Source organism: Bradyrhizobium forestalis (assembly GCF_002795245.1).
GTDB lineage: Bacteria > Pseudomonadota > Alphaproteobacteria > Rhizobiales > Xanthobacteraceae > Bradyrhizobium > Bradyrhizobium forestalis.
Map to the genome: position 1 here is coordinate 12,461 of NZ_PGVG01000034.1, position 12,020 is coordinate 24,480.

Annotated in this window: 13 protein-coding genes; 7 read left to right on the forward strand and 6 right to left on the reverse strand. The window is 64.7% G+C overall.

Annotation, left to right across the window (positions count from 1 at the left end; genetic code table 11):
* Positions 1 to 76: 76 nt before the first annotated feature.
* Positions 77 to 580: a DUF1993 domain-containing protein gene (locus tag CVM73_RS29790; protein ID WP_100235357.1), complete on the reverse strand. Its 504-nt coding sequence runs from the start codon at positions 578 to 580 to the stop codon at positions 77 to 79.
* A gap of 262 nt (positions 581 to 842) precedes the next feature.
* A complete protein-coding gene (locus CVM73_RS29795) occupies positions 843 to 2,147 on the reverse strand; it encodes a lytic murein transglycosylase (RefSeq protein ID WP_100235358.1) in 1,305 nt (434 codons plus the stop codon).
* Positions 2,148 to 2,382: 235 nt separating this feature from the next.
* Here CVM73_RS29795 and CVM73_RS29800 point away from each other — a divergent pair, with 235 nt between their 5' ends.
* The 3 genes from CVM73_RS29800 (at position 2,383) to CVM73_RS29810 (ending at position 4,583) form a co-directional block, all read left to right on the forward strand.
* Positions 2,383 to 2,715 (forward strand): GYD domain-containing protein, encoded by a 333-nt coding sequence (locus tag CVM73_RS29800; protein ID WP_100235359.1) that lies wholly within the window; start codon positions 2,383 to 2,385, stop codon positions 2,713 to 2,715.
* 146 nt (positions 2,716 to 2,861) lie between these two features.
* Positions 2,862 to 3,806, forward strand: a complete 945-nt coding sequence (gene htpX / locus CVM73_RS29805; RefSeq protein ID WP_100235360.1) for a zinc metalloprotease HtpX — start codon at positions 2,862 to 2,864, stop codon at positions 3,804 to 3,806.
* A 135-nt stretch (positions 3,807 to 3,941) separates the two neighbouring features.
* A complete protein-coding gene (locus CVM73_RS29810; protein WP_208639259.1) occupies positions 3,942 to 4,583 on the forward strand; it encodes a tetratricopeptide repeat protein in 642 nt (213 codons plus the stop codon).
* Between the two features lie 96 nt (positions 4,584 to 4,679).
* Here the strand turns inward: CVM73_RS29810 and CVM73_RS29815 are convergent, their stop codons facing one another.
* Together CVM73_RS29815 and CVM73_RS29820 are read right to left on the reverse strand one after the other, a co-directional pair.
* A complete protein-coding gene (locus CVM73_RS29815) occupies positions 4,680 to 5,036 on the reverse strand; it encodes a hypothetical protein (RefSeq protein WP_100235362.1) in 357 nt (118 codons plus the stop codon).
* Between the two features lie 177 nt (positions 5,037 to 5,213).
* Complete coding sequence (locus tag CVM73_RS29820; protein ID WP_100235363.1) at positions 5,214 to 6,014, reverse strand: hypothetical protein; 801 nt, start codon at positions 6,012 to 6,014, stop codon at positions 5,214 to 5,216.
* Between the two features lie 227 nt (positions 6,015 to 6,241).
* On the opposite strand from CVM73_RS29820, the gene CVM73_RS29825 reads away from it, so the two are divergent.
* The gene (locus tag CVM73_RS29825) at positions 6,242 to 6,535 is read left to right on the forward strand and encodes an antibiotic biosynthesis monooxygenase (protein WP_100235364.1); all 294 of its coding nucleotides are present in this window, start codon (positions 6,242 to 6,244) and stop codon (positions 6,533 to 6,535) included.
* 169 nt (positions 6,536 to 6,704) lie between these two features.
* Here CVM73_RS29825 and CVM73_RS29830 read toward each other — a convergent pair whose 3' ends face one another.
* On the reverse strand, positions 6,705 to 8,150 hold the full coding sequence (locus CVM73_RS29830) for a helix-turn-helix domain-containing protein (protein ID WP_100235365.1): 1,446 nt from the start codon (positions 8,148 to 8,150) through the stop codon (positions 6,705 to 6,707).
* A 228-nt stretch (positions 8,151 to 8,378) separates the two neighbouring features.
* Here CVM73_RS29830 and CVM73_RS29835 point away from each other — a divergent pair, with 228 nt between their 5' ends.
* The 3 genes from CVM73_RS29835 to CVM73_RS29845 all read left to right on the forward strand — a co-directional run bounded on the left by CVM73_RS29835 (position 8,379) and on the right by CVM73_RS29845 (position 11,003).
* A complete protein-coding gene (locus CVM73_RS29835; protein WP_100235366.1) occupies positions 8,379 to 10,010 on the forward strand; it encodes an isocitrate lyase in 1,632 nt (543 codons plus the stop codon).
* A 31-nt stretch (positions 10,011 to 10,041) separates the two neighbouring features.
* The gene (locus CVM73_RS29840; RefSeq protein WP_027575539.1) at positions 10,042 to 10,254 is read left to right on the forward strand and encodes a DUF4170 domain-containing protein; all 213 of its coding nucleotides are present in this window, start codon (positions 10,042 to 10,044) and stop codon (positions 10,252 to 10,254) included.
* A gap of 197 nt (positions 10,255 to 10,451) precedes the next feature.
* A complete protein-coding gene (locus CVM73_RS29845) occupies positions 10,452 to 11,003 on the forward strand; it encodes a hypothetical protein (protein ID WP_100235367.1) in 552 nt (183 codons plus the stop codon).
* Between the two features lie 125 nt (positions 11,004 to 11,128).
* On the opposite strand, the gene CVM73_RS29850 is transcribed toward CVM73_RS29845, so the two are convergent.
* Positions 11,129 to 12,013 (reverse strand): metallophosphoesterase family protein, encoded by an 885-nt coding sequence (locus CVM73_RS29850; protein WP_100235413.1) that lies wholly within the window; start codon positions 12,011 to 12,013, stop codon positions 11,129 to 11,131.
* Positions 12,014 to 12,020: the final 7 nt, after the last annotated feature.

A 12,020-nucleotide genomic window follows, 5' to 3' on the forward strand; every position in this document is an offset into this window, starting at 1 on the left:
GGACCGCGCAGCATAATTCGTGTGCAATTTCGGCCGCGACAGCAGAATTCCGCTACGCGGCCGTGCGATTTCGCAATCAGTTTGCGCCCATGAAATCGCGCTTGCCGATCTCGACGCCGTTGTGACGGAGGATGCCGTGGGCGGTCGCGCAGTGGAAATAGAAGTTCGGCAGCGAGAACGCGCTCAGGAACTGCTGGCCCTTCAGGGTCGTGGTCTTATCGGGCCCGGTCGGGAAGGTGACGTCCTTGGCATCGGCACCTTCGAACTGCTCGGGCTTGAACGACTTCACGTAGTCGATGGTCCTGGCGAGCCGCTGCTTCAATTCCTCGAACGTCTTTTCGGTATCGGGATTCGAAGGCACCTCGCTGTGGGTCAGCCGCGCGCAGCCCTTGGTGGCGAAATCGCTGACGAGCTGGATCTGCTTCGACAGTGGCAGCATGTCCGGAAACAGGCGGGAGCCCAGCAGGACGCTGGGGTCGATCTTTTTGGCCGCGCAATGCGCCTCGGCTTTGCTGAGCAGGCCGGTGAGGCTGTTCAACATCTGCAAATAGGCGGGGACGACGGCGTCGTAGAAGGACATGTGATGCTCGCTCTCATGGTGGGAAACTCAGGAGAAAACCTGAGTCACTCACATGGGAGCGTCATGGAAAAATGCAATCGCGGAAGCGGCTTGTGCGATGCGAAAATTCTCCTTTCACATCCTCGCTGTCATCGCCGCCCCACACTCGCTGTCATCGCCCGGCTCGACCGGGCGATCCAGTACTCCGAGATGGTCGTGGTTCAATCGAGAGACCGCGGCGTACTGGACTCCCCGCTTTCGCGGGGAATGACTACGGATAGATTTAACGGATCACCCCCGCCGGCTGCGCCTGCGCCGTGCCGCCGCCGCGCATGCGCGCGAGCAGCTCCGCTGTCGGCCAGGAATCCGCGGGCAGGCCGTGCTTGATCTGCATCGCCTTCACCGCAGTGCGGCTCTGCTGGCCCAGCACACCGTCGACCTTGCCGACATTGAAACCGGCGCGGACCAGCAGCTGCTGCAATTCCTTGAGCTCGTTGAACGGCAATTGCGCGACCGGCGCCGTCGGCTTGCGCATCGGCGCGGCACCGGCGATGCGCGAGGCGAGATAGCCCGCGGTGGTCGAGTAGATCAGCGAGTTATTCCACTCGGTGTAGGCGGCGAAATTCGGGTAGGCCATGAAGGCGGGACCAAAGCGTCCCATCGGCAGCAGCACGGACGCCGCAAGATTGTCGTTCGGCAGCGGCCGTCCGTCGGGATAGGTGACCCCGAGCTGCGCCCATGTCGAACGCGGCTCGCGCACCGTGAGATCGGTCTTCTCCCACGGCAGGTTTTGCGGCACCTTGATCTCCTCCAGCCACGGCTCGCCGCGCTTCCACTTCAATCCGTTGGCGATGTAGTTCGCTGTCGAGCCAATCACATCGGCCCCCGAGCGCAACAGGTCACGCCGTCCGTCGCCGTCGTAATCGACGGCGTAGTTGACGTAATGCACGGGCAGGAATTGCGTCTGCCCGAGCTCGCCGGCCCAGGAGCCGATCATCTCGTCGGGATGCAGATCGCCGCGATCGATGATCTTCAGCGCGGCGATGGTCTCGCCCACGAACATCTCCGAGCGTCGGCAATCATAGGCGAGCGACACCAGCGATTTCAGCGTCGGCAGGTTGCCCATGTTGGCGCCGAAATCGCTCTCGAGGCCCCAGAAGGCGGCGATCACGGCCGGCGGTACGCCATATTCCTTCTCGGCGCGCGCGAACGCGGCAGCATATTGCTTGATGTGCTGCTGCCCGTTCTGCATGCGATAGGGCGCGGCCATGCGGCCGGCAAACTCGGTGAAGAGCTGGCCGAACACGCGCTGACCGCGGTCGCGGTTGACGATGCCCTGGTCGTAGATGAGGTAGGGCGAGGTCTCTGCGATCGTCCGCTGCGACACGCCGGCGGCGACCGCCTGGCTCTTCACGTCGGCGAGGAAACGGTCGAAGCTCGCGCCATTGTGACACGACGCCGCGCGCGGCGAGGGGGCGGCCGGTTTCGGCGTCACCGGCTTTGCGGGCGGCGGCAGCAATTGCGCGGAAGCGGGAAAGGCGAGAGCGATAGCTGCGACGGCCGCGATCGCAAGTCGGGTCTGGATCATGGGGTTTCCGGCAGGGAGGAAGCACGTGGAATCTGCCAAAGTTTAGGTGAAATGCCGGACACGTGCCATACCCTCGCGTGCGCCAATCTCGCTCTGTTCCGTCGCTCGGCGTGTCGCGCTCCGCCTTTACCTCGCATATACTCGGCGGAAGATCGCGGGCAGGCGCCGGCTCAGGCTTGACGACGTGGCGCGATTTGGCTGCCCGGTGGCTCTCAAAGAGCGACGGAGGAAACCTATGACCCTCTACTTGACCAGGTTCAGCTACACGCCGGCAACATGGGCCAAGCTCATCAAGAATCCCGAGGATCGCCGAACGGCTGCCGAGGAATACATCAAAGGGGTTGGCGGAAAATTGCACGGCTTCTGGTACGCCTTCGGCGATCACGACGGATACACTTTATGGGAGGCTCCGGATAACGTCTCGATGGCGGCGACGGCGCTCGCGATCGGCGCCGGCGGTGCGCTGAGCACCATGCAGACGACTGTCTTGCTGACCGTGGAGGAGACGCTCGCCGCGCTGAAAAAGGCCTCGTCGATCAAGTACCAGCCACCGGGAGAAAAAGGCTGAACGCCTCGGGTTCTTGAAGCGCGAAAACGCCTGCCCTTCACCGCGGCGCGTCGACGCAGGAAGCGCCCCTTGAAGTGCCGGAGGGCAAATCCCTAGCTCATTGGAGTCTGTTGCGGCGGGCTGGCCACGGCAGCAGGGAAACGACGATGAACTATCTTCGCACCGCAATTCTTCTCGCTGGCCTCACCGCCCTGTTCATGGGCGTCGGCTATCTCATCGGCGGCGCCTCCGGCGCCATGATCGCGCTCGTCATTGCCGCCGCGACCAATCTCTTCACTTACTGGAACTCCGACCGCATGGTGCTCAGCATGTACGGCGCCCATGAGGTCGACCGTGCCAGCGCACCGGACCTCGTCGGCCTCGTTGCCGAGCTCGCGGGCCGCGCCGGCCTGCCGATGCCGCGCGTGTTCGTGATGGACGAGCCGCAGCCGAATGCGTTCGCGACCGGGCGCAATCCCGAGAACGCCGCGGTCGCCGTCACCACCGGTCTGATGCAGCAGCTCAGCCGCGAGGAACTCGCAGGCGTGATCGCGCACGAGCTTGCGCACATCAAGCATCACGACACGCTCTTGATGACCATTACCGCGACCATCGCAGGCGCCATCTCCATGCTCGCGCAGTTCGGCATGTTCTTCGGCGGCCATCGCGATAACAACAATGGTCTCGGCATCGTCGGATCGATCCTGATGATGATTCTCGCCCCGCTCGCCGCCATGCTGGTGCAGATGGCGATCAGCCGCACCCGCGAATATGCCGCGGACAATCTCGGTGCGCGCATTGCGGGGCAGCCGATGTGGCTGGCCTCCGCGCTGGTGAAGATCGAAGGCGCCGCGCACCAGGTGCCGAACTACGAGGCCGAGCGAAACCCCGCGACCGCGCATATGTTCATCATCAACCCGCTGTCGGGCCACGGCGTGGATAATCTGTTCGCTACCCATCCCTCGACGCAGAACCGCATCGCCGCCCTCCAGCAGCTCGCGGCCGAGCTCGGCGCGCGGTCGGCGCCGTCGGTCGGCGCCAACGAGAACTACCCGCCGCGCGGTCCCTGGGGCCGCTCCTCGCGTGACCCCTCTCGTGGACCCTGGGGCTGACGGAACCGGTGAGGATTTGCGTCCGGCTTTGTGACCTGGCGCACACAGGGTCGTCCCCGCCGGTGTTAACACCTCGGCGTGACCATTCCTTCGAAAGGGGATGCGTGGCCGGTCCTCCGCCGGCCATCGTCGAAGATGACCCGAGCTGCCGTACCATTGCTGATCGTCCTTTGCGTGCTCGTCGGCCTGTCCACGCACATGGTCGTCAATTGCGGCGACGAGGACGATCCCGACCTCTGCTCGGCTGTGATCGGCTTCTCGCCGCTCCGCGGCTCGCTGATCGCTTTCGCCTATGAGGGGCGCGGGCGGATCGCGCTGCGTCACGGCGACTTCAAGCGGGCGATCGCTGATTTCGACGAGGCCATCCATCTCAATCCCAACCGCGCCTCGTTCTATCGCGACCGGGCGCTGGCGCGCCGGCAGAACGGCGATCTGGAGCTTGCGGTTGCGGATTACGACGAGGCGATCGCGCATGATCCCAAGCGCGCCGCGCCCTATCACCAGCGCGGGCTCGCGCTCGCCGCCATGGGCGATCTCGATCGCGCCATCCTGAGCTACAACACGGCGGTCCGCCTCGACCCCTCCGATGCGCAGGCCCGTCTCGATCGCGGTCTGGCGTTCCTCGCCCGCGGCCAGGCCGACGACGCCCGCGCCGATTTCGAGGCCGCGCTGACGCTGCCCGCCGGCAAGGACGGCCGTGCGCGAGAGGCCGCGCGCGCCAAGCTCGCCGAGCTTGCCAGCGCCGAGCCGACGCAGATGTCGGCGCCGCGGCGGTAGAAATATCCAGAGCTGCGGCTCTTCCCCTTTCCCCTTGTGGGAGAGGGCGGCATAGGCGGCCTTCTCCCGCAAGGGGAGAAGGAAGAAGCCTTCGCCTTACTTCGCCTTCTTGGCTTTTGCCGTCTTCGCCTTGGCAGCCTTCTTCGCCGGCTTCTCGTCCTTAGCCTTCTTTTCCGCCTTCACCGCCACCGGCGTGCTGGCGGCCAGACGCATCGATCGCGCGTAGCTGTCGGCGACGTTGTCAGCGGACATCTGCAGGCGCTTGGCGGCGGCGGTGGCCTGCTCCATGGTGGCCTTGGCCATCATCTTGAAGCGCTCGCCGGTCTCCTTGCCCTTGGCCTTGGCCGCAAGGCCGTTGAAGCGATCCCGCCGCTCCTTGGCGCGGGTCATCAGGCCCGTATGCAGCTGTCTGGCCAGTTGCCGGATCACGACATCCAGGTCGGCGTCCGCCATGTTCTCTTATCCCCTTCGAAAAACGATATCGATGCGGGCGGGACTATGCAGATCGGGCCCCGCCTTGGCAATTCCCGCCGGCGCGTCATCCGCAGCTTCCGGCTGTCAAAACAAGAAAGCCGCGCATTTCGCGCGGCTCTTTTGGCTGGCTTGGCCTGAGAAGACGCCAGGTCCGCCTCACTTCAGCGAGGCCACCGGGCCGTTCGACGCCGCCGGCTCGGGATCGAAGCCGAACACGCCGACCAGGTATTTGTAGTAGTCCGGCATCTTCTCCTTGAGCGCCTCGCGCGACTTCGGATCGTGGAATTCGCTCTTTCCGGCCAGGAAGATGCTGGCGGTCACCGCAAAGAACTCCATGGGATTCTTCATCGCATAGGCTTCCTTGGGCAACAGGTCCTTGGACTTGGCGAGGGCGTAATAGACGATCACGCCCTTGTTGGCGTAGCCGTCCGGCAGCAGCCGCGCGTGATAGGCGTGCAGGAGCTCGTGCAGCAGCACAGCCTCCTTTTCGTAGCGCATCATGTCCGGCCGCAGCATGATCACGCCGAGCCCCGAATCGACCGCGAGGTCGACGGCGTTCGGATTGGTCCAGCGCTGCTTGTCGTGGTCCCACACCGTCAGCGACCGCGGCACGCGGCGCTCGACGTTGGGAGCGACGCGGCCGTAGCAGGCGGTTGCGGCGCCTTCGTCGAGGCAGGCGAGCTCGCTCGCGATGATCGGCACGGTGCGGAAGAAGCGCAGCACGCGCGGCGACAGGCCGGCCGCTTCGACGGTGTCGATCTGCTGCTTCAGATTGTCGGTGAGCTTGTCGACGTCCTTGCGATCGGAGTTCTCCGACAGGTCGAACATGTAGCCGCGGTAGCTCTGGAAGCCCGGCGGCAGCGGCTGCGCCGCCTCGGCATCGAGCGATCCGGCATGGGACGAATTGGCGAAGAGCGCGCCGACGATGGTTGCGGTCAGCAGCAACGCAATGCGCATGATGAACCCCCTGATGTCACTTCGCCCGGCACAATAGGCCGCCGTTGTTTGCGAAAAGTGAGTGCGACGAGACTAAGGCACCGATGTTGAGGTGTGCTTAACCCTTGGTTGCAGATCGCGGAGGCGGATTAGGATCGGGTTAACCAAGCGTAGATTGGCGGTGCGCTTCGGCGTAACATCCTGTCCGGGCCCCAGGCCCTCACATCAGTAGCCGGAAGGAGGATGCCATGTATGCCGCCATCCGTCAGGCCAAGGCGAAAAGCGGGAGCGCGGAAGAGCTGGCGCGCCGCATCAAGGACGGCGCCGTTCCGATCATCAGCGACGTCGAGGGTTTTCGCGCCTATTACGTCGTCTATGCTGGAGACGACACGGTGACCGCGATCTCGATCTTCGACAAGTTCGAGCAGGCGGAGGAGGCAAACAAGCGTGCCATCGCCTGGATCGAGAAGGATCTGGGCCCGCTGCTGGCCGGCGACGCGCGCGCCGTAGCGGGGCCGGTGATCGTGCATACGCTGGCGTGAGGGCTGGATGTTGGCACTTGTTCAGCTGTCATTGCCCGCGAAGGCGGGCAATCCAGTACTCCGAGGCCATAGTGATTGAACCGATAGGCCGCGGCGTACTGGATGCCCCGCCTTCGCGGGGCATGACGGCGGAGTGAGTGGCGCGCTGCTTGCCACTAAGCGCGCCGCCTCACAACTCCCGCGCATTCGAGAACGCGAAGCTCGACACCCGCCGCGTCGTCTCGTCAAGGATCAGCGTGCGTGTGATCGGCGGCTCGGCGCGCTGGGCGCAGTTTTCGCGCTCGCAGAGGCGGCAGTTGACGCCGATCGGCGTGCCCTCTGTTTTCTCCAGATCCATGCCGGCGGCGTAGGTCAGGCGCGCGGCGTGGCGGATCTCGCAGCCGAGGCCGATGGCGAAGCGCGGCTGCGGCAGCGGATGCGGCGCGACCGGGCGGCGCACCATCTGCGCGATCGAGAAATAGCGCGTGCCGTCGGGCAGCTCGATCACCTGCTTGAGCAGGCGATCCGGCGTGTCGAAGGTCGAGTGCACGTTCCACAAGGGACAGGTGCCGCCGAATTTCGAGAACGGGAAGGTGCCGGAGGAGAACCGCTTGGAGACGTTGCCGGCATTGTCGACACGCAAGAGGAAGAACGGAATGCCGCGCGCGTTCGGCCGCTGCAATGTCGTGAGGCGATGGCAGACCTGCTCGAAGCCCGAATTGAAACGCTGCGCCAGCACGTGGATGTCGTAATTGAGCGCTTCGGCTGCGGCGAGAAAGGCGGGGTAGGGCATCATCACCGCCGCTGCGAAGTAGTTGCCGAGCGTGATGCGGAACAGCCGCCGCGGCGCATCGTCGAGCGGGCCGGCGCGGCCGATGATGGTCTCCAGGGCTTGCGCGCATTCACCTAAGCCGAGCTGGAAGGCAAGCTGGAACGCGCGGCCGGGCGGATCGACCAGCTCGGAGATCAGGAGCTGCCGGCGGTGGCGGTCGAAGCGCCGCAGCGTCTCGCGCATCACATCGACCGGCATGATCCGGGTCTGGATCGAGTGCTTCTCACGCAGCCGCGCGGCCAGCGCCGCATAGAGCCCTTCGGCGGGCACGTTCAGTTCATCGCGCAGATTCTCCGCGGCCTGCTCCAGCTCCGGGAAATAGTTGCGATTGGCTTCGATCAGCTCGCGCACGCGCTCGACCGGATTGGCCTCAAAGCGCGTGCCGACATCGCGGTCGGCCATCTGCGCGGCGGCCAGCGTCTCGCCCTGGCGGGCCTCGGTATAGGCGGCGTAGAGCCGCTGCAGCGCATGGGTGACGCCGGGGCAGAGCTCGGCGAGGTCGCGCAGCTCCTGCTTGGGCACGTCGATCTGGCGGAACAAGGGATCGGAGAAGATCTCGTTGAGCTCGGCGAAGAAGCGGTCCTCGTCGGCGGTGGCGAGGTCGCGCAAATCGAGGTCATAGGTCTCGGCCAGCCGCAGCAGGATCTGGGCCGTGACCGGGCGCTGGTTGCGCTCGATCAGGTTGACATAGCTCGGCGAGATCCCGAGCCCCTCGGCGATCTGGGTCTGCGACAGCCCCAATTGCTGCCGGATCCGCCGGAAGCGCGGACCGACGAAGAGTTTCTTGCCGGAATCGGCGGCCATGTCTCAGTTCTCCAGACTCATCAAGGTCAGTATCGCTGACTAATATTTACAAACTTTACAAAGTAACATCTGTTACATGTTCTGATGTTACATGACATCACCAATAAAATACAAGGTATCTATACGAAGTTTCTGTTTTCGCGTTTAGCTCCTGACACGGATATCGCAATGCACTGTCAAGAATGTCGATGGCAAGCCATCGCCATCGTCAGCGAAAGGATCAGGCACATGAATTATCAGCCCCGCGGCATCAACGCGCTCCAGCGCCCGTCCTCGTATCTGGACGAGGTCAAGGCGGCCCAGGCGCTCCTCGAGACCCAGCCGACTTGGAACGGCGTGTCGGCCGAGGCCGTCGCCCGCATGCGTCTGCAGAACCGCTTCAAGACCGGCCTCGACGTCGCCCGCTACACCGCGGCGTTGATGCGGGCCGACATGGCGGCCTATGACAAGGACCCGACCAAGTACACGCAGTCGCTGGGCTGCTGGCACGGCTTCATCGCCCAGCAGAAGCTGATCTCGGTCAAGAAGCACTTCGGCAAGACCGATCGCACCTATCTCTATCTCTCGGGCTGGATGATCGCGGCGCTGCGCTCCGAGTTCGGTCCGCTGCCCGACCAGTCGATGCACGAGAAGACCTCGGTGCCGGCGCTGATCGAGGAGCTCTACACCTTCCTGCGGCAGGCGGACTCGCGCGAGCTCAACGACATCTTCCGCAGCCTCGACAAGGCGCGCAAGGAAGGCGACAAGATCCGCGAGAAGGAGCTGATCGAGAAGATCGACAACTTCCAGACCCATGTCGTGCCCGTCATCGCCGACATCGATGCCGGCTTCGGCAATGCGGAGGCGACCTATCTGCTCGCCAAGAAGATGATCGAAGCGGGCGCCTGCGCGCTGCAGATCGAGAACCAGGTCTCGGACGAGAAGCAGTGCGGCCACCAGGACGGCAAGGTCACCGTGCCGCATGAGGTCTTCCTGGCGAAGATCCGCGCCTGCCGCCACGCCTTCCTCGAGCTCGGCGTCGAAGACGGCGTCGTCGTGACCCGCACCGACTCGCTCGGCGCCGGCCTGACGCAGCAGATCGCCGTCAGCCACAAGCCCGGCGACATCGGCGACCTCTACAACAGCTTCCTCGATTGCGAGGAAATCACGCCGGAGAACGCCCGCAACGGCGACGTCATCATCAACCGCAACGGCAAGATGATGCGTCCGAAGCGGCTGCCCTCCAACCTCTACCAGTTCCGTCCCGGCACCGGTGCGGACCGCTGCGTGCTGGACTGCATCACCTCGCTGCAGAACGGCGCCGACCTGCTCTGGATCGAGACCGAGAAGCCGCATATCGAGCAGATCGCCAGCATGGTCGACCGCATCCGCAAGGTGGTTCCGAACGCCAAGCTCGCCTACAACAACTCGCCGTCGTTCAACTGGACCCTCAACTTCCGTTGGCAGGTCTACGACGCGATGAAGGAAGCGGGCCAGGACGTCAGCAAGTACAACCGTGCCGAGCTGATGAAGGCGGAGTACGACGACACGCCGCTGGCGAAGGAAGCCGACGAGCGCATCCGCACCTTCCAGGCGGATTCGGCCAAGCGCGCCGGCATCTTCCACCACCTGATCACGCTGCCGACCTATCACACGGCCGCGCTGTCCACCGACAACCTCGCCAGGGAGTATTTCGGCGAGCAGGGTATGCTGGGCTACGTCAAGAACGTCCAGCGCGCCGAGATCCGTCAGGGCATCGCCTGCGTGAAGCACCAGAACATGGCCGGCTCCGACATCGGCGACGACCACAAGGAGTACTTCGCGGGTGAAGCTGCCCTGAAGGCGGGCGGCGCTCACAACACCATGAACCAGTTCGGCTAACGCATCGCGAAAGTTCGAAAGGAAACTGACAATGACCAAAGGCAGCAATTTCTGGGTGATCGGCGGCGAGTTCGGTTCGATGAACTTCCACAAGCTCGTGGAAGGCTCGGCCCAGGTCAAAGGTCCGTTCAAGTCCCGCAAGGAAGCCGAGGACTGCTGGCGCGAGGTGTCGGAAGAGAGCCGCCACAAGGCCGGTGTCCGCTTCTCGATCGTGGAAGAGCCGCAGCGCGCCCCGGCAGCCTGATCAGGCGGCAGCCGAGCTGAATTAAGAAGACGTCCAAGGACGGATGGTCCCATCCAGGCCTCAAGCCTGGGTGGGATCGTCTGTTTTTGGTACAGGTGAAACGGCTGTGGGTGCCGTAAGTATCTGGAATTGTGGGTCTTTGCGGAGGGGGTGGTTGCTGATAGGTTAATGAAGGAAAGTCGAGGACGAGGCCGACAATGTCAGAGCCCGAGACCAGCGGGACCCATCCCGGCCAGCCGCGCCCGGTGCGGCTGCGCGACGCGCTGCTGCGCGCACGGATCGAGGCCGCCGACCGGACCGGCGTCGTCGTCGATCTCAGGGACGCCGAGGTGGCGCGGCTCGAGATCCTCAACGATGCGCTCGATCCCCTGTTCGCGCAGGTGCCTGATAAGGTCGACCTGTTCGATCGCGGCATCAGCCAGGGCGATACGCCGAGACTGTGGATCGACGTCGTCGCCCACATCGTGATGGGGCGCGACAAGCGGATGTACCGCTTCGTCCAGGACACCCGCTTCGGTCGCATCGTGCTCGCCGAATCGCACGACACCGCTGTGATCGTCGAGGCCGTCACCGACTATGTCGCGCGCCGCATGGTCGAGCGCGAGCGTGCGATGGTGGTCCCGCCCGAACCGAAGCCCGAGGCGGCGCCGCCGCGTCGCTCGCGCGTGTGGCCGTTCGTGTTTGGGTTTGTGCTCGGTGCCGCCGCGTTGTTCGGCGTCGCCGTGCTGGCGGTTTTGCGGAGCTGGTGAATTTTTCTCCGCCGTCATTCCGGGGCATGCGAAGCATGAACCCGGAATCCATTTATCCACCAACTCTGCCGCCCGATGGATTCCGGGCTCGCGCCGTTGGCGCGCCCCGGAATGACGGCGTGGGACTAAATCAACCTTGCCTGCTTGATCTCTCGAATCTGAAATCCAGCCCCCAGCCCCCGCACCGTCTGTTCGCAGCGCCAGCCGGCATTGTCTTTCTCGATTTTGAACAAATTATACGCCGCCGCGGGATAGCGTCCGTGCGCGAGCGCGGAGGCCGAGGGCACGCCGAGCGCGGGAATGTTGCCGTTCGGCCCCTCGAACCACATCGTCGAATGAATGTGGTCGTGCCCGTGCAGGATCAGCTCGACGCCGTGGCGCTTGAGCAGCGCCAGCAGGTCGGCAGAGTCCGTCATCCGCTTCTGGCGCGCATCGGACTTGAGGGGATGATGCACCAGCAGCACGCGGAAGACATCCTCCGTCGCGAGCCGTTCGAGCACCTCCGCGAGCGCGGCGAGCTGATCGCGCCCGAGCGTGCCGGTCGCCATCAGCGGCAGGGTCGGCACCGCCGTGGACAGGCTGATCAGCGCCAGCGGCCCGCGCCGGCGCACGGCGGGAAAGGCCGCGGCGCCAGGCGTGTCCGCGGCGATGTAGTGCAGGAACGTCTCGCCGAAGCGATGACGCGTCGCGCTGACATAGGCGTCGTGATTGCCGGGAATCGCGGTCACGCGGTCGGGCGGGCCGACGCTTTCGAGCCAGGACAGGGCCGGCGCGAATTCCGCCTCCAGCGCCAGGTTGACGAGATCGCCCGTCACCGCGATGTGGTCGGGCGCCTGCGCCTTCATGTCGGCGACCAGTGCGTCGAGAACCTCGCGGCGCTGGTACTTGTGGCGGTTGCGCGTCCAGTTGACGTAGCCGAGCGCGCGCTTGCCCGCGAGCTCGATCAGCCGCGGCTTCGGCAAGGGCGCTAGATGCGGATCGGACAGATGGGCGAGCGTGAAGGGGGCCAGCGTGTTG